The sequence below is a fragment of the Mesorhizobium sp. 01N446 genome, from assembly GCF_056399285.1.
Genome location: NZ_JBFTRA010000001.1, coordinates 691,414 through 712,497, shown reverse-complemented (window position 1 = coordinate 712,497; position 21,084 = coordinate 691,414). Strand labels below are relative to the sequence as shown.

Here is a 21,084-nt window from a genome sequence, read left to right as displayed (position 1 = left end):
GGCATTTCGGGGGAGCGTTGGCCGCCAGCCGCCTTGGCACCCGTCCGGTTCAATGTCCGAACGCGCCTGACGGCACGATCCGGTCGCGGCGCAGCCAGCGCGTCAGGAGCAGCGCCGCCACCACGGCCAGCCCCGTCGACAGGCCGATCCAGATGCCGACGCCGTGGAAGCCGAAATGGAAGGCGAGCAGCACGCCGAGTGGCAGGCCGACGCCCCAATAGCCGATCGCGGCATAGATCATCGGCACCTTGGTGTCGTGCAGGCCGCGCAGCATGCCGGCGGCGACCGCCTGCGCGCCGTCGAAGACCTGGAAAAGGGCTGCAAACACCAGGAACGAGACGGCAAGCGCGATCACCCGGGCATTGGCCGGGTTGGCGAGATCGATGAAGGCGCTGATCAGCAGATGCGGCCACAGCACCATCACCAGCCCCATCAACGCCATGAACGAGACGCCGATGACGAAGGCGGTCCAGCCGGCGCGCGACACGCCTTCCGGATTGCCGGCGCCATGGGCGAGCCCGACGCGCACCGTCACCGCCTGGTTGAGGCCGAGCGGCACCATGAAGGAGATCGAGGCGATCTGGATGGCGATGGCATGCGCGGCCAGCGAATCCGCGTCGATCAGGCCCATCAGCAGCGCTGCCGCGTTGAAGATCGTCACTTCGAAAGCGAGGATGCCGGCGATCGGCAGGCCGAGCCGCAGCAGCCCCTTGAAGCGCGGCCAGTCGGACCGCCAGAAGCGGCCAAACAGGCGGTAGCGCCGGAACATCTTCTCCAGCATCACCACGACAGCCATGCCGATGAACATCAGCGTGCTGGACAGCGAGGTGGCGAGGCCCGAGCCGGCAATGCCCATGGCCGGAAAGCCGAGATTGCCGAACATGAATACCCAGTTGAAGACGGCGTTGCAGGCGACGGCGACGAAGACGATGATCAGTGCCCAGCCCGGCCGCTCCAGCGCCGAGATGAACGAGCGCAGCACGATATAGCCGTAGAAGGGCAGCACCGCCCATTCCAGCCAGCGCAGGTAGATGCCGGCCTGGTGTGCCAGCGCGGGCTCCTGGCCCATGGCCAGCAGAATCGCCTCGCCGTGCCAAAGCACGATCCAGATCGGGATCGAGATGAGGATCGCCAGCCACAGGCCCTGGCGCACGGTGCGACGCAGATCGCGCACCGAATGGCGGCGGCGGCCAAGCTCGGTCGCGATCATCGGCGAGGTCGCCAGCATCAGGCCGAGGCCGAAGATCAGCGGCATGAAATAGAGGTTGGCACCAAGCGCGCCGCTGGCCAGCGTGTCCGGCCCGAGCCTGCCCATCATCATCACGTCGGTGGCCGTCATCGCGGTCTGGCCGAGATTGGTCAGCACCATCGGCCAGGCCAGCGCCAGCGTCGCCCTGATTTCCTGACGCCAAAGATTTTCCGGCGCGCGAGCGCCGGCTTCGATCGCAGACATTGTTCCGCTCTTTCCAGGCGCGGCACGTCGGCAAAAAAAGCCGGAAGCCGCATGACAAACGGCAAAACCTTCGGTTTCGCGGCGTTTGCGCCGTCTATTGAACGAAATGCGACATGAAGGCAAGGGAGGAGGAGCGGGCAGCGATTGAGCCAGCGCCGTTCCGGGGTCGCCGTTGCCTCGTTCCCTTGCAGGCTGCTGGCTGTTACGGATTGCCTTGGAGGACCGGCAGCCAGCGAACCCGCCGGGAGGAATGGATGGCGTTCAGACAGCGAAAAAACACGGCCGCGATTCCGCGCACGGCGCCGGCCTTCGAACATATCGTCACCGAGGCCAGCGACAGCTTCCTGTGGCGGCTGGACGACTATCCCTGGGAGCGCAATGTCTGGAACTTCCATCCGGAATACGAGATCCATCTGCTGCGGAAATCCTCCGGCGTGGTTCTGGTCGGCGATCACATCGGCGAATTCGGGCCGGGCTACCTGACCATCGTCGGCGGCGGCCTGCCGCATGACTGGGTGACCGCGGTGCAGCCGGGCGAGCTGATCGAAGGCCGCGACATCGTTCTGCAATTCGATGCGCAGAGGCTGCGTGGCTCGGCGGGCCTGTTGCCGGAACTGCGCGAACTGGAGCCGTTCCTCGAGCGGTCGCTGCGCGGCATGGTCTTTCACGGCCGCACCGCACTGGAGGGCGCCGCACTGATGGAGCGGATGGGAAGCGTGCACGGGCTCGCCCGCCTCTGCCTGTTCCTCGAACTGGTCGACCTCCTGGCCAGGACCGACGAATACGAACTCTTGTCGTCGCCTGACTTTTCGCCGGTCCTCGACGCCGCCTCGCTCGACATCATCCAGCGAACCCTGACCTATCTGTTCCAGCATTTCGCCGAGGATCTGAAGCTGCCCGACGTTGCCGAACGCGCCGGAATGAGCGAGAGCACATTCTCGCGCTTCTTCCAGAAGAACACCGGCAACTCGTTCAGCGACCATGTTGCCAAGCTCCGGCTCTGGCAGGCCTGCAAGCTGCTCGCCGACACCGATATCGCGATCACCGATATCTGTTTCCAGGTCGGCTACATGAACATCTCAAACTTCAACCGCGCCTTCCTGCGCAAGCACAAGATGACGCCATCCTCCTATCGCAAGCTGTCGCGGCAGCGGCTGACGATGCGCGCATAAGTACGCCCTGAATCGACAGTTCGGCTGAGATCGATACTCGTGTGACGGACTTCGTTGCAGGGTGCTGAGTTTTGCGCTGCACAATGCATAAAAGTACAGGTTTGCTGCAACGGGGCTTCTAGCAAGCCCCGATTGAACGCCGCATTTTGGCGATGGGTGGCATGTCGCTCGGGCGATGGTGAGGATCGCAGAACCCGAGGACTTCCGCTTCCTGCGAGTGTTCCTGGAGGAGAAAATCAATGAAACCAATTCGGCTCGCTGCGAGCTTGGGCGCAGCTTTCATGCTTTCCACTACCGTATCAACCATCGCGCTGGCGCAGGCGCCGGTCTGTTCGGCCCCGGTCAAGGTGCTGGCGCAGCCGCGCGACGGCCTGACGCTTCTGGAGGACTCAAAGGCCGAGTTCGAGAAGCTCGCCGGCGCCGGCTTCCAGATCGATTATCTCAACGAGAACGACCGCCGGGCAAAATCGCGCGCCGATGCGTCCACCGTCGGCAATTACAACGTCTACTATGTCGACGAAGCCAATGTCGCTCTGTTCGCCTCGTCGAAATGGATCGTGCCGCTGACCGATTATTATCCGGCTGACTATGACTATGCCGACTTCGACCCCGGCCGCCAGAAGGTCGCCACCTTTGATGGCAAGGTCTGGTTCGCGCCGCTGACCGGCGGCGGCGACCTGATGGTCTACCGCAAGGACGTGCTCGAGGCCGCCGGCATCCAGCCGCCCAAGACGCTGGACGAGCTGATCGCCGACGTGCCGAAGCTGACCAATCCGGACAAGGGCATGTATGGCATCGCGCTGCGCGGAGCACGCGGCTCCGGCGCCAATGTCTGGCGCTGGATGCCTTTCTTCAAGGCCTATGGCGGCCAGTGGTTCGACGGCGACAAGCCGGTCTTCAACTCGGACGCCGCCGTCAAGGCGACCGAGACGTACCTCAAGCTGTTCAAGGATTCGGCACCTGGCACGCAGACCGGCAGCTGGGATGAATCGACCGGCGCCTTCCTGTCGGGCCAGGTCGCGATCCTCGTCGAATCGACGCCGCTGTCCGGCATGGCGGTCGACCCGAAGACCTCGCAAGTGGTCGGCAAGATCGGCTTCCTGCCGCCGCCCTCGCCGCTGCCCGGCGGCGGCTACGGCCATGGCCTTGCCATCGCGGCAAAGGCCAATGCCGACGACGCCTCGAAGAAATGCGCCGGCCTGTTCATCGCCTGGGCGACATCGAAGGAAAACGAGAAGCGCCGGCTCGACGCCCACCAGTTCGGCGAACTGAACCGCACCAGCATCCTGTCCAGCAAGGAGTTCGCCGACATCTACGGCGCCGATCTCGGCCAGGCGCTGGCAGAGACCGGCAAGGTCACGGCGGTCAACTTCTGGCAGGATCCGCGCTGGCCCGATCTCGGCGACCGCTGGGGCATCATCCTCGAGGAACTGGTCACCGGCACCCGCACCGACGTCAAGGGCGGCCTCAACGAGCTCGAGGCCTATGCCAACGAGCTGGCGAAGAAGAAATAGGGCCATCCTCCCGCCCGTGGCGCGCGGTCCGCGGCATTGTCCGCAATGCCGGGACCTGCGCGCCGCGGGACTTTTGACCAACGAGGAAATCATGCCGACACGATCGAGACGCAAGCGAGGATAGATGCCAATGGCCCGACGCACGTCGCTCCCTGTCACCTTCGTCGTTCCGACCATCGCCATCCTTCTGGTGCTGTCGATGGTGCCGACGCTCTACGCCATTGTCATCGCCTTGCAGAATCGCGAGCTGAGCACTTCAGATTATTCCTGGGTCTGGCTGTCGAACTTCGTCGACCTGTTCCTCGACCGCCGCTTCCTCAACGCGGTCTGGGTGTCGGTGAAATGGGAGATCGTCACTGTTGTCGCGACCATGGTGGTGGCGATCGGGCTCGGCGTGCTGATGTTCGAGGTCGCCAGCCCACGCCTGCGCAATCTCTACTGCCTGCTGTTCATCATCCCGGTGCTGTTGCCGCGTGTCTCGGCCGCCTTCGTCTGGAAGTTCGCCTATCACCCGCTCTACGGCATCGCCACCTACCCGTACCGGTTGCTGACCGGCGGGCTGATCTTCGACCCGCTGTCCAAGCCGGGGACGGCCTTGTTCGCTGTCGCTTCGGTCGATGTCTGGCAATGGGGGCTGTTCTTCGCCGTCATCGTGCTGAAGCTGCTTGAAACCTTGCCGCCGCAACCGATCGAGGCGGCGCGCCTCGACCATGCCCGGCGATGGCAGATCCACGCTTATGTCACCTTGCCGATGCTGAAGGCGCCATTGATCAGCCTGATGTTCGTCAAGATGATCGAATCGCTGCGTTCCTTCGACCTGATCTATGTGATGACCCGCGGCGGACCGGGCGTGGCCACCGAAACGCTCGACATGTACGCCTTCTCGCAAGGCTTCATCGAGTCCGGCAAGGTGTCCTACGCCTCGGCCATGGCCGTGCTGATGATGATCGCCACCGTCATCACCTTCACCATGCTGTGGAAGCGGGTGCAGGCATGAGACCGGGTCGCCTGATCGGCAGGATCGTACTGGCTTTTGCCGGCTTCATCGCCGTGTTCCCGCTGCTGTGGACGGCGCTCAATGCGCTGAAGAACAATGTCGACATCATCACCCGCGTGCCGCGCCTGGTGTTCACGCCGACATGGGCCAACATCGGCTATATCCTCGGCCGCGACAGCGTGCTCACCGGGCTCTACAACTCGGTCGTCGCCTGCGGCTCGGCCGTGCTGATCGGCATCGTGCTCGGCTTGCCGGCGGCCTACGCGGTGGCGCGCTATCCCAACCGCTGGGCCGGCGACATCCAGTTCTTCGTGCTGTCGCTGCGCTTCCTGCCGCCGGTGGCGGTGGCCATTCCGCTGATGGTGATCTGGCTGCAGGTCGGCCTCTACGACACTTTGCCGGCACTGATCATCACCTATTCGCTGCTCACCATCTCGGTGATCATGTGGCTGGCCATCCCTGCCTTCCAAGGCGTGCCGAAGGAGATCGAGGAAGCCGCCTTCGTCGACGGCTACGGCGCCTATTCGGTATTCTGGCGCATCGCGTTGCCTGTCGCGGCGCGCTCTTTGGCAGGAGCGGTCGCCTTCAGCTTCGTGCTGGTCTGGAACGAATTCCTGATCGCGCTGATGCTGTCGAGCTCCAACGCCAAGACCTTGCCGATCGTCGCCTCCGAACTCTCCCAGCAAGGCATGAACGTGCCCTGGGGCATTCTCAACGCCTCGGTCGTGCTCCTGTCCCTACCGCCGCTGCTGTTCCTCGGCGTGCTCAGCGGCTTCCTGAATTCCGTTTTCCGGCAAAAAAAGAGTTGATGTGAGGATTTCCCGATGCGGGCACTGGTGCTTGAGAAAAAAGGCGAACTGTCGCTGCGCGAGGTCGCGCTGCCGCTCGATGTCGGGCCGGACGACGTCAAGATAGCCATCCATACGGTCGGCGTCTGCGGCAGCGACGTGCACTATTACACCCATGGCGCCATCGGCAGCTATGTCGTGCGCGCACCCATGGTACTCGGCCACGAAGCCGCGGGGACGGTCGTCGAGACCGGCGCCAATGTCGGAACGTTCAAGGTCGGCGACCGCGTCTGCATGGAGCCGGGCGTGCCGAACCTGTCGTCGCGCGCGACCAAGCTCGGCATCTACAATGTCGACCCCGACGTCCGTTTCTGGGCGACGCCGCCGGTGCATGGCGTGCTGGCGCCCTATGCGGTGCACCCAGCCGCCTTCACCTACAAACTGGCCGACAATGTCTCCTTCGCCGAGGGCGCGATGGTCGAGCCCTTCGCCATCGGCATGCAGGCGGCAAGCCGTGCCCGCATCGTCCCCGGCGATGTCGCCGTCGTCGTCGGCTGCGGCCCGATCGGCATCATGATCGCGCTTGCCGCCCTGGCCGGTGGCTGCTCGAAAGTGCTGATTTCCGATTTCTCCGCGCCCAAGCTCAAGATCGCCGCGCAATATGCCGGCATCGTGCCGGTCAATCTCGGCGAGCAGTCGCTGGTCGATGCGGTCGCCGCCGCGACCGACAATTGGGGCGCCGACATCGTCTGCGAGGCCAGCGGCAGCCCGAAAGCCTTCGCCGATCTGTTCGATGTCGTGCGGCCGGGCGGCGCGGTGGTCCTGGTCGGGCTGCCGGTGGAGCCGGTGGTGCTCAACGTGCCGGCGGCGATCTCGAAGGAGGTGCGCATCGAGACAGTGTTCCGCTACGCCAACATCTTCGACCGCGCCTTGCAGCTGATCGCCTCCGGCAAGGTCGACCTCAAGCCGCTGATCACCGGCACCTATGATTTCGCCGACAGCATCGAGGCCTTCGAGCGGGCTGCCCAAGGCAATCCGGAAGACGTCAAGCTGCAGATCCTGCTCACCGGCGAGAAGGGATGATCATGTCCGCGATCGTTTGCTCCCATGTCGACAAGGCCTATGGCGCCACCACGGTCATCCGCGACCTCAACCTCTCGATAGAGGAACACGAATTCGTCGTCTTCCTCGGCCCGTCCGGCTGCGGCAAGTCGACCTTGCTGCGCATGCTGGCGGGGCTGGAGGACATCAGCGGCGGCGAGGTCTCGATCGGCGGCAAGGTGGTCAACGACCTCGATCCGGGCGACCGCGGCATTGCCATGGTGTTCCAGAACTACGCGCTTTACCCGCATATGACGATCTTCGACAACATCGCCTTCGGGCTGCGGCGCCAGAAAGTGCCCGTGGCCGAGATCCGCAAGCGGGTCGAAGCGGTGTCGAGGACGCTCGGGCTGGAGCCCTATCTCGGCCGCAAGCCGGCCGAGCTTTCCGGCGGCCAGCAGCAGCGCGTGGCAATCGCGCGGGCGATGATCAAGACACCAAAGGTGTTCCTGTTCGACGAACCGCTTTCCAATCTCGATGCCAAGCTGCGCAACCATATGCGCGTCGAGATCGCGCGGCTGCACCAGTCGCTGAAGACGACCACCGTCTACGTCACCCATGACCAGTTGGAGGCGATGACGCTGGCCGACCGCATCGTGCTGCTCAAAGAGGGTGTCATCGAGCAGGTCGGCGCGCCGGCGGAAATCTACCTGCGGCCCGCCAACATGTTCGTGGCCGGTTTCATAGGCACGCCGAACATGAATTTTGTCGAGGTGGCGATTGGCCGGAAAGGGGATGGCTGGACGCTGACCGGTGCCGGTGCGGTTCTTTCGATCGAAGGCCGCGATTTCCACCTGCAGCATGGCGACCGCGCCGTGCTCGGCATCCGGCCGCCGGACCTGAAGACGGCCAATGCCGGGGCCGCCGCCATACTGCAAGGCACGGCCGATCTCATAGAATTCCACGGCAATGATGCGCTGGTGACATTCGGTTCCGGCGGCAAGGAGATCAGTGCGCTGGTTCCGGCACGCGAATGCCCGGTGCTGAATGCGCCTGTCCGCTACACATTCGAGGAAGAGGCCATCCATTTGTTCGACGCAACGTCAGGCGCGTCGCTACGCAGGCAGTAGGCAACAGCTTAGCGGATCGCGTCGAGCGCCTGCCGCTGCCGGTGCATTTCCAGGAAAATCCGGTAGTCGCGATCGAAGCGGGCGCCGGCGGCCTTGTTGGCGGCGCGCCTCTTGCCACCCTGCTGCATGGCAAGGCAGGCGGCGTTGAGGTCGGGGAAAAGCCCGGCGGCGGTCGCGGCGACCATGCCGGTGCCGAGCAGCACAGCCTCGTCGGCCAGCGGCTCGACCACCGTGCAGCCGGTGGCGTCGGCGTAGAGCTCCATCAGCAGCGGGTTCTTGGTGTGGCCTCCGGTGACATGCAGCGTGTCGATCAGGTAGCCGTTCTCGTTCAGCGCCTCCAGCACATGGCGCACGCCGAGCGCGATGCCGACGGCGGTACGCCAATAGAGCTTACACAAGCTGTCGAACGAGGAATCCAGTGTCAGCCCGCTGACGACGCCGACGGCATGCGGATCGGCGAGCGGCGAACGGTTGCCGTGAAAGTCCGGTAGCACATGCAGCCGTGCAGCGAGGTTCTCGCCCTCGACGGCGCGCAGTTCGGCGACGCGCCGGGCGATCCTGGCATGCATGGCTGCGTCCGGCTCGCCGCCGGCGCCGTGCCAGCGGATGATGTGGTCGAGCAGCGCGCCCGTGGCCGACTGGCCGCCTTCCGACAGCCACAGCTTCGGCAGCGCCGCGCCATAGTACGGCCCCCAGACGCCGGCGAAAGGCTGCGGGTCGGGCGACATCGCCATGACGCAGGAGGACGTGCCGGCAATCAGCGCCAGATGCCGGCCGATATCCTGCTCGTCGCCGGCAAAGCCGCCAAGCACGCCGAGCGCGCCGGCATAGGCGTCGATGACCCCGGCGCCGACCCGGCAGTTCTCCGTCAGGCCGAGCTCGGCCGCGGCTTGCGCTGTCAGCGGACCAATGTCGGCGCCGACCGGACTGGCCCGCTCCGGCAGATTGCCGTGCTCGAAGAGATCGTCGAGGCCGACGATTTCGAAGAAATCGCGCTGCCATGCGGTGTCTTCATGCGCCAGGTAAGTCCACTTCGCCGTCAGCGTGCATTGCGAGCGGGCCAGCGAGCCGGTCGCCTGCCAGGTCAGGAAATCCGCCAGGTCGAATAGATAGCCGGCTTCATTCCAGCTCTTGGCCAAGTTGCGCTTCAGCCACATCAGCTTCGGCGTCGCCATCTCCGGCGACATCACGCCGCCAATATAGTTGAGCACCTCGTGGCCGCTCGCCGTGCATTCGTCGGCTTCGGCAATGGCACGGTGATCGAGCCACACGATAGTGTCCCAGCGCTTGTCGCCGGTGGTCGAAACGCTGAGCTGTTCGCCCTGCCGGTCGCGCACCACCAGGGAACAGGTCGCGTCAAACGAGATGCCGACAACATCCTGCGCCGCGACGCCGGCCTTTTCGCGCGCCGCGCGCACGGCGGCGCAGACGGCCGCCCAGATATCGCGCGAATCATGCTCGGCGTGATCGGGCTTTGGCTGGTTCATCGCGATCGGCCTATCGGCACGGCCAAGCAAGGTACCACTGGCGTCGAGAATGCCCGCGCGAGCGCTCCCGGTGCCGACATCGACCGCGCAAACAAACTGTTTCGTCAAGATGCTCTAACTCTCGCTCCCAGGCCTGCAATCAGATCGGGCAATTGCAGCATGTCAGCGAATATAAAGTCCGGTTCACTCGACGCAAGCCGCGCTTTCAGTGCGGGGTTGCCGGCATGCGCGCCGCCGGTGAAGGCAAACACCCGCATGCCAGCCGCGCGTGCCGCCGCGATGCCGGCCGGACTGTCCTCGATGACGAGGCATTTGCGCGGATGCGCCCGCATGCTGGCGGCGGCATGCAGGAAAAGGTCGGGCGCCGGCTTTCCCTTGGCCACCATGGCGGCGCTGAACAGATGCGGCTCCATCAGCCCGAGCAGTCCGGTGACGTCGAGCGCATAGCGGATGCGCTCCAGCGTGCCCGACGAGGCGACGCAGAATGGCAGGCCGAGCTTCGGCAGCATCTCCTTGACGCCGGGGATCGGTTTCAGCTCCTCACGGAACTTGCGCATGAGGTCGACGCGCATGGCGGTCAGATGCTGGTCGCTGATCTCCAGGCCGAAGTCGCGGCCAAGGATCTCGCGCACGCTTTTCATGCTCTTGCCAAGGAAATGCTCGTAGGCGGCATCCTCGCTGACGCTGCCGCCGGCAAGTTCGATCATGCCGAGCAGCGCCGAAACGGAGAGCGCCTCGCTGTCGACCAGCACGCCATCGCAGTCGAAGATGACCAGTTCAGGCGTCATGATGGCTGATGGCTCTCAGAGCTTGCCGGCGATGTAGCGCGTCAGCGTGGCGCGCGCGCCATTAGCCCACAGCACGTTGAGCGCGTGGCCGAAGGCCTCGACGAAGGCCGTGGCGCGGCCGACATCGCCATAGATGTCCTCCATGGCGAGCCAGGCGGCGGGCGCGTCCTTTGCCGCCTTTGCCGTTGCCTGCAGCCGGTCCCAGCTCGGGTCGTTGGGTTCGATGACTGCGCCGCTGTCCGATGTGCCGAAGCAATAGCGGCACCAAAGTGCTGATTCCAGCGCCAGCCCGGCGACACCCTTTCCCGCCTTCAGGCGGTCGGCGATGGTCGGGATGATGAATTTCGGCTGGCGGTTGGAGCCGTCGAGGCAGAGCCGCCGGATCGTGTCGCCGATCTTGGGATTGGAGAAGCGCTTCTCGATGAGCTGGTAATAGTCCTCCAGCACCGTGTCCGGCACCGGCGGCACGGTCGGGATGATCTCGTCATGCTCGAGCTTGTCGAGAAAGCCGCGTACCAGCGGCTCCTGCATCGCCTCATGGACGAAATGGATGTCCATCAGCCCGGCCGGATAGGCAAGGGTGGCATGGCCGCCATTGAGGATGCGGATCTTCATCAACTCGTAGGGCGCGACATCCCTAACGAACTGCACGCCGACCTTTTCCAGCGGCGGCCGGCCGTCGGTGAAACGGTCTTCCAGCACCCATTGCCGGAACGGTTCGCAGAACACCGGCCAGGCGTCCTCGACGCCGAAATCCTTGGCCAGGATGCCGCGTTCGCGGTCGGTGGTGGCTGGCGTGATGCGGTCCACCATGCCGTTGGGAAAGGCGACGTTGCCGCTGACCCAGTTGGCCAGATCCTCGTCGATCAGCCGCGCCAGGCCGATGACGCCGTCCGAGGTGACATGGCCATTGTGGGGGATGTTGTCGCAGGACATCACGGTGAACGGCACGGTGCCTTCGTCGCGCCGGCGCAGCAGTCCGGCGAGGATGAGGCCGAACACGGTCTTCGGCGTCGCGCCGGGCTGGGCGTCGGCGACGATATCGGGATGGGCGGGGTTGAATTTGCCCGACGCCGGGTCGATGAAATAGCCGCCTTCGGTGATGGTCAGCGACACGATCTTGATCGCCGGATCGGCAAGCCGTTCGATGATGCCGGCCGCATCACCGGGCATCAGGAAGTCGATCATCGCGCCGGTCACGCGGGCACTCATATGGCCTTCATCCTGCTCGACCACCGTGGTCAGCCAGTCCTGCTCTTCGAGCTTGCCGCGGCCGATCTTCTCACCCTCGAAGACGCCGGCGCCAACGAGCGCCCAGTCATGGCCGATCCCGGCATTGAACAGATCGTCGAGATAGACCGCCTGGTGCGAGCGATGGAAATTGCCGACGCCGAAATGCACGATGCCGGCCTTGAGCTTCGAGCGGTCATATTTCGGACCGGCGACCTCGGCGGGAAGGTTGGCGAGATTGGCGGAAGAGAGTTTCACGGTCATCTGTTTTACCCTTTGGCCGGGCTTCGGCCTCGTTACTCCGCCTCTCCCCGTCCTGCCGGGAAAGGGACGACACACGTCTTGCGAGGCCGATGCGCCCTGCAATATGGACCTCTGCTCCTCGCGGAGGGACGAGAAGCAGAGGCCGCCCCCCTCAACTCATCCACTGGCCGCCATCGACATTGTAAGTCTGGGCGACGATGTACTCGGCTTCATCGCTGGCCAGGAAGACAGCCATGCCGGCGAGGTCCTCCGGCTTGCCCATGCGGCCGTAAGGCACTCCTTCGCCGACAAGCCTCTTCTTCTCGCCCTTCGGCCGGTTCTCGTATTTGGCGAACAGGGCATCGACTTGATCCCACATGTCGCTGTCCACGACCCCGGGCGCGATGCCGTTGACGTTGATGCGGTGCTTGATCAGGTCGAGCCCCGCCGACTGGGTCAGCGAGATGACGGCGGCCTTGGTGGCGCAGTAGACGCCGACCAGCGGCTCGCCGCGCCGGCCTGCCTGGCTTGCCATGTTGATGATCCTGCCGCCCTTGCCCCGCGCGATCATCGAGCGGGCCGCCGCCTGCAGCATGAACAGCGTGCCGGCGACATTGACCGAGAACAGTTTCTCATAGCTCGCCCGCGAGATCTCGACGATCGGCGCCAGGTCGAACAGCGCGGCGTTGTTGATCAATATATCGAGGCCGCCGGTCCTGGTCTCGACCGTCTTCACCGCGGCGTCGATGGAGGCCTGGTCCGTGACGTCGAGTCTGACGGCATACGCCTTGTCGCCGATTTCGGCCGCCGTCTTTTGCGCGGCCTCGAGATTGATATCGGCAATGGCAACGGTAGCGCCCTCTCGCGCATAGGCTTCGGCGAAGGCCTTGCCGATGCCACGCGCCGATCCCGTAATCAGCGCCGATTTGCCGGTCAGGCGGCGCATGCTTACATTGCCTTTCCGTCGGCGCCGAAGCGGTGCAGCTTGGCCTTGTCGGGCGTCAGGTAGATGGTGTCGCCGTGGTGGACTGCGAGTTCGCCATCGGCACGCACCGTCAGCGGACCGACCCCGTCGGCCTGGACGTGCAGGAACGTGTCGGAGCCCAGATGTTCGGCGACGCCGACTGTGGCCTTCCATTCTCCAGCGGTGGTCGAAATCTGCATATGCTCGGGGCGGATGCCGATGGTCTTGGCGCCATGTTTGGCCGCCGGCGCGCCCTCGACCAGGTTCATCTTCGGCGAGCCGATGAAGCCGGCGACGAACAGGTTGCGCGGCGTCTTGTAGAGCTCCATCGGCGAGCCGACCTGCTCGATATTGCCGGCATTCAGCACGACGATCTTGTCGGCCATGGTCATCGCCTCGACCTGGTCGTGGGTGACATAGATCATGGTTGTCTTGAGCTGATGGTGCAGCTCGCTGATCTCGAGCCGCATCGTGCCGCGCAGGGCGGCATCGAGGTTGGACAGCGGCTCGTCGAACAGGAAGGCCGAGGGCTGGCGCACGATGGCGCGGCCGATGGCGACGCGCTGGCGCTGGCCGCCGGAGAGCTGGCCGGGCCGGCGTTCGAGATAGTTGGTGAGGTTCAAGACGCGCGCCGCGTCCTTGACCTTCTTGTCGATGGTCGCCTGGTCCTCGCCCGCCATCTTCAGCGGGAAGGCGATGTTCTTGGCCACCGTCATATGCGGGTAGAGCGCGTAGGACTGGAACACCATGGCAAGCTTGCGCTTGGCCGGCGCCTCGCCGGTGACGTCGCGGCCGTCGATGTTGATGGTGCCGCCGCTGGTGTCCTCCAGCCCGGCGATCAGCCGCAGCAGCGTGGACTTGCCGCAACCGGATGGGCCGACGAAGACGACGAACTCGCCGTTCTCGATCACCAGGTCAATGCCCGGAATGATGACCGTCGACCCGAAGGATTTGGAGACGTTCTTGAGCGTGATGTTTCCCATGGTTTCCTCCCCGAGGGGTTATAGTCCGACGTTCTTGAGCGTCACGTTACGGCACGGCTTGCTTACTTCACGGCGCCAAAGGTCAGGCCACGCACCAGCTGCTTCTGGCTGAACCAGCCCATGATCAGGATCGGCGCGATCGCCAGCGTCGAGGCGGCCGAAAGCTTGGCCCAGAACAGGCCTTGCGGGCTGGAGAAAGAGCTGATGAAGGCGGTCAGCGGCGCGGCTTCCGTGGTGGTCAGCCGGATCGTCCAGAACGCCTCGTTCCAGGCGAGGATGATGTTCAGGAGCATGGTCGAGGCAATGCCGGGCACCGCCATCGGGGTCAGCACATAGATGATCTCGTTCCACAGCGAGGCGCCGTCCATGCGCGCCGCTTCCAGGATCTCGCCGGGAATTTCGCGAAAATAGGTGTAGAGCATCCACACCACGATCGGCAGGTTGATCAGCATCAGCATGACCATCAGGCCGATGCGGCTGTCGAGCAGGCCGGTGTCGCGGAAGATCAGGTAGATCGGGAACAGCACCGCGACCGCCGGCATCATCTTGGTGGACAGCATCCACATCAGGATGTCCTTGGTCCGCTTGGTCGGCGAGAACGCCATCGACCATGCCGCCGGAATGGCGACCAGCAGGGCCAGTATGGTCGAGCCGACCGAGAGCAGCACCGAATTGAAGAAGAACTTGAAATAGCCGCTCTGCGCCTGAACCTCGGTATAACTCTCAAACGTTCCCGAAGGGATCAGCGCGAAGCCCTGGATCGCCTCCTGTTCCGACTTGAACGAGGTGATGATCGTGTAGAGGATCGGGAAGAAGATCAGCAGGGCGACGATCCAGGCGGCGCCTGTCGCAATGACCTTGTGTTGGGTGGTGACTGCACGTGCCATCTTGTCCTCCCTTACTTGTCGAGGTTCTTGCCGACCGCGCGCATGGCGAAGAAGGCGACGATGTTGGCGAGAATGACGGCGATCACACCGCCCGCGGATGCCTGGCCGATTTTGAACTCCAGCAACGCCTTCTGGTAGACGAGGAAGGGCAGGTTGGTGGAGGCGTAGCCGGGGCCGCCATTGGTGGTGACCAGGATCTCGGCATAGACAGAGAGCAGGAAGATGGTCTGGATCAGGATGACGACGGTAATGGCGCGCGACATGTGCGGCAGCGTCAGATAGATGAAGCGGCTGATGAAGCCGGCGCCGTCCATTTCGGCGGCCTCCTTCTGCTCGCCGTCGAGCGATTGCAGTGCGGTCAACAGGATCAGCGTCGCGAAAGGCAGCCACTGCCAGGCGACGATGATGATGATCGCCGTCATCGGATGTTGCCCGAACCAGTCGATCGGTTGCGCCCCGAAGAAGCGCGCTATGTCGGCGAACACCCCGTATTGCGGGTGCATGATCATGTTCTTCCACACCAGTGCGGCCACCGGCGGCATGACGAAGAACGGTGAGATGACGAGGATGCGCACGATGCCTTGTCCCCACATCGGCTGGTCGATCAACAGCGCCAGCGCGATGCCGCCGATCACCGTGATCAACAGCACGCTGATCACCAGGACCAGGGTGTTGAGGATCGACTGCAGGAAGGCGGGATTGGAATAGAACAGCGCGTAGTTGGAGAAGCCGACGAAGCCGTCGCGGATCGGATTGAGCGGATTGTACTGCTGGAAGGAGAACCAGAGTGTGATGACCAGCGGCACGATCATCCAGACGAACAGCAGCACGACGGATGGCGCCATCATGAAACGGGCAAGCGAACGGGTCTGCTGAGTAGCCATGACGGTCACCCTTCAATGGTCAGACTGAATTTTCAGAGGCGTTGAAGGCGGCCGCCCGAGCTGGGAACTCGGGCGGCCGTTGCCGGTCGAGGAGGCAACCGGCATTCGGCACCGGGAGGAGCCTTACTTGATATACCCGCCTTCGGTCATTGCCGCGGTGGCAGCGTCCTGGGCCTGCTTCAGCGCATCGTCGACGCTCGACTGGCCGGCAAGAGCCGCCGAGAAGAGCTGGCCGACTGTCGTGCCAAGGCCCTGGAATTCAGGGATGGCGACGAACTGGACACCGACATAGGGCACCGGCTTGACGGTCGGATGCGTCGGGTCGGCGGCGTTGATGGAGTCCAGCGTCATCTTGGCGAACGGAGCCGCCTTCTGGTACTCGGCATTGGCGTAGAGCGAGGAGCGCGTGCCCGGAGGAACGTTGGCCCAGCCTTCCTTCGAAGCGACGAGTTCGGCATAGTGCTTGCTGGTCGCCCACGAGACGAACTTCTCGGCCGCGTCAGCCTTCTTGGTGCCGGCCGGGATGGCTAGCGACCATGCCCACAGCCAGTTGCCGCGCTTGCCGAGCCCATTGTCGGGTGCCAGCGCATAGCCGACCTTGTCGGCGACCTGGGATGCCTTGGGATCGGAGACGAAGGACGCCGCGACCGTGGCGTCGATCCACATGCCGCACTTGCCCTGCTGGAACAGCGCCAGGTTTTCGTTGAAGCCGTTCGAGGACGCGCCCTCGGGGCCGTCGGCCTTCATCAGGTCGACATAGAACTGCAGCGTGTTCTTCCATTCCGGCTGGTCGAACTGCGGCTTCCAGTTCTCGTCGAACCAGCGGGCGCCGAAGGAGTTCGACATGGCGGTCAGGAAGGCCATGTTCTCGCCCCAGCCGGCCTTGCCGCGCAGGCACACGCCGTTCACGCCATTGGCGCGGTCGGTCATCTTGTCGGCGGCCTGCTTGATGAAGTCCCAGGTCGGCGCGTCGGGCATCTTCAGCCCGGCTTTCTCCATCAGGTCCTTGCGGTACATGACGAAGGAGCTTTCGCCGTAGAAGGGCGCGGCATAGAGCTTGCCGTCGACCGAAAGGCCACCGGCAATGGCCGGGATGATGTCCTTGGCGTCATAGTCGTCGCCGAGCTTGTCGAGCGGCAGCAGCCAGCTCTGCTTGGCCCAGATCGGAACCTCGTAGGTGCCGATGGTCATCACGTCATACTGGCCGCCCTTGGTGGCGATGTCGGTAGTGACGCGCTCGCGCAGCACGTTCTCTTCAAGAGTGACCCAGTTGAGCTGGATGTCGGGGTTGGCCTTGGTGAAGTCGTCGGTCAGCTTCTGCATGCGGACCATATCGCCGTTGTTGACGGTGGCGATGGTGATGGATTCGGCATGTGCGGCGAAAGCGAGAGCGCTGGCCGACAACAAGCCCAGGGTGAGCGTGCGCAGTTTCATCAAATTCCTCCCATGAACCAAGATGAGCATTTGCCTTGGCTGTGAGCAATTACTCACTTACCGTGAATTATGTCAAGCCGGATTCGATGCTGCAGCGCAGCACCGGACCCGCCGATGGATGGATGACGAGAGGCGTGCCCGCGCCCGATATCAGGCGGCGCGACAGGAAGGTCTGGAGGTTGGATCGAGGCAAAAGCGCCTGTCAGCAGGCGATCTCGGCCAGCAGCCAGTCGCGGAAGGCGCGGATCTTCGGCACGTTTCGGCGCGCTTCGGGATAGACCAGCCAGTAGGCGTGGCCGTCATCGCCGACCAGGTCGAAGGGCTGGATCAGGCGCCCGTCGGCAAGTTCCGCTTTGAACAGTGCCCGGGTAAGGATCGCCACGCCATGTCCCGCGATCGCCGCATTGGCTTCATAGGCCTGCGCGCCCATGCTGCTGCCGGGCCGCTTGGCAAGATCATGCGCATGCACGCCGGCCGTCTCGAACCATTGGCTCCACCAGACGTCGCCCGGATCGAGGATCGGCAGTCGCAACAGGTCGGCCGGCTCCTTGACGCCGCCGATGCTTGCGGCGAGTTTCGGGCTCAGCATCGGCGTGAAATCGGCATCGAGCAGCTTGTGGGCCTCCAGCCCCGGCCATTTGCCGCCGCCCGAGCGGATGGCCAGATCGACATCCTCGCGGGCGAAATCCGTCAGCCGGCTCGATGTCTCAAGCCGTACGGCAAGCGCGGGATGAGCCATCTGGAACGAGCCCAGATGATGCGCCAGCCAGTTCGAGGCAAAGGTCAGTACCGTGGTGACGCACAACAGCCCGTCCGCGCCACCCCGCGCGGCGGCATAGGCCTGGCTCAGAATGGCAAAGGCCTCGGTGACCGCCGGCGCCATGCGCTGGCCGGCTTCGGTCAACTCGATCTGCCGTGGCCGGCGCAGGAACAGCGGTGCACCGACGCGCTCTTCCAGCACCTTGATCTGATAGCTGACGGCGGCCTGGGTCATGGCGAGTTCCACGGCGGCCTTGGTGAAGGAAAGATGCCGCGCCACCGCTTCGAACACCCGGATCGCCTGCAGCGGCGGCAGTTGCGAAACCTGCGGCGAGCTGAGGTCAGGCATAAAGGCTCCTTATGGGTCCTTATCGACGTTCGATTGGCAAAGCCGGCCGGCAAGACCGACATTCCTGTCAGCCCGTCATTCGGGTCCAGGATAGCGAAGGTTGACGATCATGACCATGGCGCAGCAAAAATGCACTCCCGTTCCGGATCATCGCTGGATTTCGTGGCTTGCGGACGGATTCGGCTGGTTCGCGATCAGAAAAAAGGCGCATCTCGACATCAGGGACCTGTCGCCGCATCTGCAGCGCGACCTTGGTCTCCTCGATGGCAACGACCCTCTCGGGCGGCATAAATAGACTTGTTGGCTTTATCACAAGGCCGTCGCCGCGGCCGGCAGCTGGAGGCGCTTTCCGGTCAGACGCTGGCCAGCAAAGCGGTCGCCGTCCGCTCGTCGGTGATGAGCCCGTTGACCAGCCTGCGGTTCACGGCCGCCAGGATCCCAGGCAGCTTGCGCTCACCCATGGCGAGCGCAATGACCAGTGATTTTTCGCGCGACGGCAGCGATGCCGACGAAACACGGTCGTTGGTGATGCCTTCGATCATGCGGCCTTCCCGGTCGAAAACCCAGCCGACGATCTCGGCGATGCCGCCGGCCTTCTGCAGGGCCTTCAACTCGCTTTCGGAAATAAAGCCGTCCTCATAGAGCGGCGCCTTGGGACCGAGGTCGCCGATGCCGATGAAGGTGACGTCGGCTTCCGCCGCAAGTGCCAGCGTCGGCTGGATCATCGGCTGGTTAAGCAGCATCTCGCGCTCTTGTGGCGAGGAGGCGATGACCGGCAGCGGCATCGGGAAGGAGCGCGCCTTGACCCGGTCGGCCATGGTGAAGATGACGTTGTAGAAGGCGGCCGAACCGTCAGGCGAGATGTTGCCGGTCAAGGACACCACCTTGTGCTGCGGGCATTCCATGGGCGGCAATTGCTCGATCGCCGCCTTCAGCGTGCGTCCGGTGCCGATCCCCATGACGATCGGTGTCGGCGAGCGCAGCCGACGCTCGATCTCGGCGGCCGCCGCCTCGGCAATGCCGATCGTGGTGGAGGATGAATTCGGGTCGCTCGGCACCACCTCGACCAGGTCGAGCGCGAAGCGGGATCTCAGCCGTGCGGCGAGGTCCAGGCAGTTGGCGATCGGATGATCGACACGGACCTTGATCAGGCCTTCCGATACCGCCAGCGACACCAGCCGCTGCGCCGTCTGCCGCGAGATGCCGAGCGTGGCGGCGATCTGGTCCTGTGTGTTGCCGGCGACATAGTAAAGCCATCCGGCGCGCGCCGCGTCGTCCAGCCTGTTGCTGCCGCCATCCTGCCGGGTATTCACGTCCTGCCTCCCGAAACCGCTGCTCACAGGAGCGGTCCGCTCCCAGTTTCGCAGGGAACCGCTTCCTGCGCAATTGTCAATCTCAAGGGCAATTGCTTGGCCTCGCACGGCCGGGATTTTCCCGCCGGCGATGTTGCGATGCGGAAAGCAGGGTGGCGTCGGGTCTGGTCGAGGCCAGCTTCTGTGATCCTGAAGGTTTATCTCCCGGCGCAAACCCTTTAAGGGGATCGCAAAAGGAGCTCTGCATGACACCGAAGGCGGTTTTCTGGGACATGGATGGTACGCTGGTCGACAGCGAGCCGTTGCACGAGGCGGCTCTTGTGGCGGCGATGCGCAATGTCGGCCTCACGCCGCCCGGCGATCTGCATGAGCGTGTGCTCGGCGTCGCTGCCTGGCCGGTCTACGAAATGATGCGCGACGAGTTCGGCCTGGACCTGGCCTTCGACGACTGGATCATGCGCAAATATGAGCACTATCTGCCGCTGGTGGAGGGGCTGAAACCGCGCCCCGGCGCAATCGAAGTCTTCAATGAATTGCGCGCGCTTGGCGTACAGCAGGCGGTGGTCTCCAATTCGGACCGGATGATCGTTGACGCCAATCTGCGCATGGTCGGCCTCTTCTATCCCGGCATGAAGACGGTCAGCCGCAACGATGTGCGCGAAGGCAAGCCGCATGCCGAACCCTTCCTGCGCGCGGCCTATCTGGCCGATGTCGATCCCGCTCACGCGGTCGCGGTCGACGACAGCTGGCCGGGCGCCATGGCGGGGCTGGCGGCGGGCATGAAGACGATCTTCTGGCCGGAAAAGCCGATGGAAGGACCGCCCGGCGCCATCGTCATCAACAGCGCCGAGGAATTGCGGACTCAGCTCGGTCTCTAATTCCGGTAAACCGGCTCTTCCTCGTCGAGGATCGCCTTCAACTCGCTGAGATGGCGCTCGGCCTGGCCGGGATAGTCGTCCATTTCGCTCGCCGCCTTCTCGGCAATGGCGTCCGACAGCGTGCGCAGCGGCCGGCCGGTCCACAGCGCCTTGATGTAGGTCTCGGCGGCGCGCTCGAAATAGAACATGCGGTTGAAGGCATCGGCGACCGTGTCGCCGATCACCAGCACGCCGTGATTGCCCATCACCATGACCTTGACCTTGGGGTCGGTGAGAAGCTGCGAGCAGCGCTCGCCTTCTTCCTCGAAAGCCAGCCCGCCATAATGCGCGTCGACGACATGGCGGTTGAAGAACATCGCCGAATTCTGGTCGATCGGCGGCAATGTCGAGTCGGCGAGCGAAGCCAGCACCGTGGCATGGATCGAATGGACATGCATGACGCAGCGCGCATGCGGTACGTTGCGATGGATGGCGCCGTGCAGGCCCCAGGCCGTTGGGTCGGGCGCGTTGGGGCCTGACAGCGTGCCCGGATCGTTGGCGTCGATCATCAGCAGGTCGCTCGCCTTGATGCGCGAGAAATGCACCTGGTTGGGGTTCATCAGGAACTGCGTACCGTCCTCGTTGACCGCGAGCGAGAAATGGTTGGCCACCGCCTCATGCATGTTGAGCCGCGCCGTCCAGCGGAAGGCACAGGCAAGATCGACGCGCTCCTCATAGAAGGGCAGGTTGGTCAGCGGCTCTTTCTGCAGGCGGGCAATGCTCATCGAAAATCCTCCGGTTTTGGCGAGAA

The 21,084-nt window shown here is 64.1% G+C and carries 20 protein-coding genes; 8 read left to right on the top strand and 12 right to left on the bottom strand.

What is annotated here, in order from left to right; translation table 11 throughout:
* Positions 1-49: 49 nt before the first annotated feature.
* Entirely contained in the window at positions 50-1,453 is a 1,404-nt protein-coding gene (locus AC1DPX_RS03280) for an MATE family efflux transporter (protein ID WP_477234546.1), read from the bottom strand.
* A gap of 254 nt (positions 1,454-1,707) precedes the next feature.
* Here AC1DPX_RS03280 and AC1DPX_RS03275 point away from each other — a divergent pair, with 254 nt between their 5' ends.
* The 6 genes from AC1DPX_RS03275 (at position 1,708) to AC1DPX_RS03250 (ending at position 8,095) form a co-directional block, all read left to right on the top strand.
* On the top strand, positions 1,708-2,625 hold the full coding sequence (locus AC1DPX_RS03275; RefSeq protein ID WP_477234544.1) for an AraC family transcriptional regulator: 918 nt from the start codon (positions 1,708-1,710) through the stop codon (positions 2,623-2,625).
* 239 nt (positions 2,626-2,864) lie between these two features.
* Entirely contained in the window at positions 2,865-4,139 is a 1,275-nt protein-coding gene (locus AC1DPX_RS03270; RefSeq protein ID WP_477234542.1) for an ABC transporter substrate-binding protein, read from the top strand.
* Between the two features lie 130 nt (positions 4,140-4,269).
* The gene (locus AC1DPX_RS03265; RefSeq protein ID WP_477234540.1) at positions 4,270-5,136 is read left to right on the top strand and encodes a carbohydrate ABC transporter permease; all 867 of its coding nucleotides are present in this window, start codon (positions 4,270-4,272) and stop codon (positions 5,134-5,136) included.
* On the top strand, positions 5,133-5,945 hold the full coding sequence (locus AC1DPX_RS03260) for a carbohydrate ABC transporter permease (RefSeq protein WP_477234538.1): 813 nt from the start codon (positions 5,133-5,135) through the stop codon (positions 5,943-5,945). Before AC1DPX_RS03265 ends, AC1DPX_RS03260 begins: the two co-directional genes overlap by 4 nt.
* Before the next feature lie 15 nt (positions 5,946-5,960).
* Positions 5,961-7,007 carry an NAD(P)-dependent alcohol dehydrogenase gene (locus AC1DPX_RS03255; protein ID WP_477234536.1) on the top strand — a complete coding sequence of 349 codons (1,047 nt, stop codon included), beginning with the start codon at positions 5,961-5,963 and terminating at the stop codon, positions 7,005-7,007.
* Positions 7,008-7,009: 2 nt separating this feature from the next.
* On the top strand, positions 7,010-8,095 hold the full coding sequence (locus AC1DPX_RS03250) for an ABC transporter ATP-binding protein (RefSeq protein WP_477234534.1): 1,086 nt from the start codon (positions 7,010-7,012) through the stop codon (positions 8,093-8,095).
* An 8-nt stretch (positions 8,096-8,103) separates the two neighbouring features.
* Here the strand turns inward: AC1DPX_RS03250 and AC1DPX_RS03245 are convergent, their stop codons facing one another.
* The 9 genes from AC1DPX_RS03245 to gcvA form a co-directional block, all read right to left on the bottom strand.
* Complete coding sequence (locus AC1DPX_RS03245; protein ID WP_477234532.1) at positions 8,104-9,690, bottom strand: FGGY-family carbohydrate kinase; 1,587 nt, start codon at positions 9,688-9,690, stop codon at positions 8,104-8,106.
* Positions 9,687-10,370 (bottom strand): HAD family hydrolase, encoded by a 684-nt coding sequence (locus tag AC1DPX_RS03240; RefSeq protein ID WP_477234530.1) that lies wholly within the window; start codon positions 10,368-10,370, stop codon positions 9,687-9,689. Before AC1DPX_RS03240 ends, AC1DPX_RS03245 begins: the two co-directional genes overlap by 4 nt.
* A 15-nt stretch (positions 10,371-10,385) precedes the next feature.
* Positions 10,386-11,864: a mannitol dehydrogenase family protein gene (locus tag AC1DPX_RS03235; RefSeq protein WP_477234528.1), complete on the bottom strand. Its 1,479-nt coding sequence runs from the start codon at positions 11,862-11,864 to the stop codon at positions 10,386-10,388.
* A 151-nt stretch (positions 11,865-12,015) separates the two neighbouring features.
* Positions 12,016-12,789, bottom strand: a complete 774-nt coding sequence (locus AC1DPX_RS03230; protein ID WP_477234526.1) for an L-iditol 2-dehydrogenase — start codon at positions 12,787-12,789, stop codon at positions 12,016-12,018.
* A gap of 2 nt (positions 12,790-12,791) precedes the next feature.
* Positions 12,792-13,790, bottom strand: a complete 999-nt coding sequence (locus tag AC1DPX_RS03225) for an ABC transporter ATP-binding protein (protein WP_202356792.1) — start codon at positions 13,788-13,790, stop codon at positions 12,792-12,794.
* Between the two features lie 62 nt (positions 13,791-13,852).
* Positions 13,853-14,677 (bottom strand): carbohydrate ABC transporter permease, encoded by an 825-nt coding sequence (locus tag AC1DPX_RS03220; RefSeq protein WP_115141447.1) that lies wholly within the window; start codon positions 14,675-14,677, stop codon positions 13,853-13,855.
* A gap of 11 nt (positions 14,678-14,688) precedes the next feature.
* The gene (locus AC1DPX_RS03215; RefSeq protein WP_202356791.1) at positions 14,689-15,561 is read right to left on the bottom strand and encodes a carbohydrate ABC transporter permease; all 873 of its coding nucleotides are present in this window, start codon (positions 15,559-15,561) and stop codon (positions 14,689-14,691) included.
* Between the two features lie 123 nt (positions 15,562-15,684).
* A complete protein-coding gene (locus AC1DPX_RS03210) occupies positions 15,685-16,995 on the bottom strand; it encodes an ABC transporter substrate-binding protein (RefSeq protein WP_202356790.1) in 1,311 nt (436 codons plus the stop codon).
* A gap of 202 nt (positions 16,996-17,197) precedes the next feature.
* Positions 17,198-18,103, bottom strand: a complete 906-nt coding sequence (gene gcvA / locus AC1DPX_RS03205) for a transcriptional regulator GcvA (protein WP_202356789.1) — start codon at positions 18,101-18,103, stop codon at positions 17,198-17,200.
* A gap of 109 nt (positions 18,104-18,212) precedes the next feature.
* Here gcvA and AC1DPX_RS03200 point away from each other — a divergent pair, with 109 nt between their 5' ends.
* Positions 18,213-18,398 carry a hypothetical protein gene (locus AC1DPX_RS03200; RefSeq protein ID WP_477235735.1) on the top strand — a complete coding sequence of 62 codons (186 nt, stop codon included), beginning with the start codon at positions 18,213-18,215 and terminating at the stop codon, positions 18,396-18,398.
* A 58-nt stretch (positions 18,399-18,456) separates the two neighbouring features.
* Here the strand turns inward: AC1DPX_RS03200 and AC1DPX_RS03195 are convergent, their stop codons facing one another.
* Positions 18,457-19,416, bottom strand: a complete 960-nt coding sequence (locus AC1DPX_RS03195) for a sugar-binding transcriptional regulator (protein ID WP_477234524.1) — start codon at positions 19,414-19,416, stop codon at positions 18,457-18,459.
* Between the two features lie 245 nt (positions 19,417-19,661).
* Between AC1DPX_RS03195 and AC1DPX_RS03190 the strand changes: the two genes are divergently transcribed.
* A complete protein-coding gene (locus AC1DPX_RS03190; protein ID WP_477234522.1) occupies positions 19,662-20,294 on the top strand; it encodes an HAD family hydrolase in 633 nt (210 codons plus the stop codon).
* Here the strand turns inward: AC1DPX_RS03190 and AC1DPX_RS03185 are convergent.
* A complete protein-coding gene (locus tag AC1DPX_RS03185; protein WP_202356786.1) occupies positions 20,291-21,058 on the bottom strand; it encodes a class II aldolase and adducin N-terminal domain-containing protein in 768 nt (255 codons plus the stop codon). The genes AC1DPX_RS03190 and AC1DPX_RS03185 overlap by 4 nt on opposite strands.
* Positions 21,059-21,084 lie beyond the last annotated feature (26 nt).

Excerpts from the sequence above, each read along its gene's own strand:
- AC1DPX_RS03235 (WP_477234528.1), bottom strand. The coding sequence starts at position 11,864 with ATGACCGTGAAACTCTCTTCCGCCAATCTCGCCAACCTTCCCGCCGAG.
- AC1DPX_RS03210 (WP_202356790.1), bottom strand. The coding sequence starts at position 16,995 with ATGAAACTGCGCACGCTCACCCTGGGCTTGTTGTCGGCCAGCGCTCTC.
- AC1DPX_RS03255 (WP_477234536.1), top strand. The coding sequence starts at position 5,961 with ATGCGGGCACTGGTGCTTGAGAAAAAAGGCGAACTGTCGCTGCGCGAG.
- gcvA (WP_202356789.1), bottom strand. The coding sequence starts at position 18,103 with ATGCCTGACCTCAGCTCGCCGCAGGTTTCGCAACTGCCGCCGCTGCAG.
- AC1DPX_RS03265 (WP_477234540.1), top strand. The coding sequence starts at position 4,270 with ATGGCCCGACGCACGTCGCTCCCTGTCACCTTCGTCGTTCCGACCATC.
- AC1DPX_RS03185 (WP_202356786.1), bottom strand. The coding sequence starts at position 21,058 with ATGAGCATTGCCCGCCTGCAGAAAGAGCCGCTGACCAACCTGCCCTTC.
- AC1DPX_RS03230 (WP_477234526.1), bottom strand. The coding sequence starts at position 12,789 with ATGCGCCGCCTGACCGGCAAATCGGCGCTGATTACGGGATCGGCGCGT.
- AC1DPX_RS03280 (WP_477234546.1), bottom strand. The coding sequence starts at position 1,453 with ATGTCTGCGATCGAAGCCGGCGCTCGCGCGCCGGAAAATCTTTGGCGT.
- AC1DPX_RS03190 (WP_477234522.1), top strand. The coding sequence starts at position 19,662 with ATGACACCGAAGGCGGTTTTCTGGGACATGGATGGTACGCTGGTCGAC.
- AC1DPX_RS03215 (WP_202356791.1), bottom strand. The coding sequence starts at position 15,561 with ATGGCTACTCAGCAGACCCGTTCGCTTGCCCGTTTCATGATGGCGCCA.
- AC1DPX_RS03270 (WP_477234542.1), top strand. The coding sequence starts at position 2,865 with ATGAAACCAATTCGGCTCGCTGCGAGCTTGGGCGCAGCTTTCATGCTT.
- AC1DPX_RS03260 (WP_477234538.1), top strand. The coding sequence starts at position 5,133 with ATGAGACCGGGTCGCCTGATCGGCAGGATCGTACTGGCTTTTGCCGGC.
- AC1DPX_RS03200 (WP_477235735.1), top strand. The coding sequence starts at position 18,213 with ATGACCATGGCGCAGCAAAAATGCACTCCCGTTCCGGATCATCGCTGG.
- AC1DPX_RS03225 (WP_202356792.1), bottom strand. The coding sequence starts at position 13,790 with ATGGGAAACATCACGCTCAAGAACGTCTCCAAATCCTTCGGGTCGACG.
- AC1DPX_RS03220 (WP_115141447.1), bottom strand. The coding sequence starts at position 14,677 with ATGGCACGTGCAGTCACCACCCAACACAAGGTCATTGCGACAGGCGCC.
- AC1DPX_RS03240 (WP_477234530.1), bottom strand. The coding sequence starts at position 10,370 with ATGACGCCTGAACTGGTCATCTTCGACTGCGATGGCGTGCTGGTCGAC.
- AC1DPX_RS03250 (WP_477234534.1), top strand. The coding sequence starts at position 7,010 with ATGTCCGCGATCGTTTGCTCCCATGTCGACAAGGCCTATGGCGCCACC.
- AC1DPX_RS03275 (WP_477234544.1), top strand. The coding sequence starts at position 1,708 with ATGGCGTTCAGACAGCGAAAAAACACGGCCGCGATTCCGCGCACGGCG.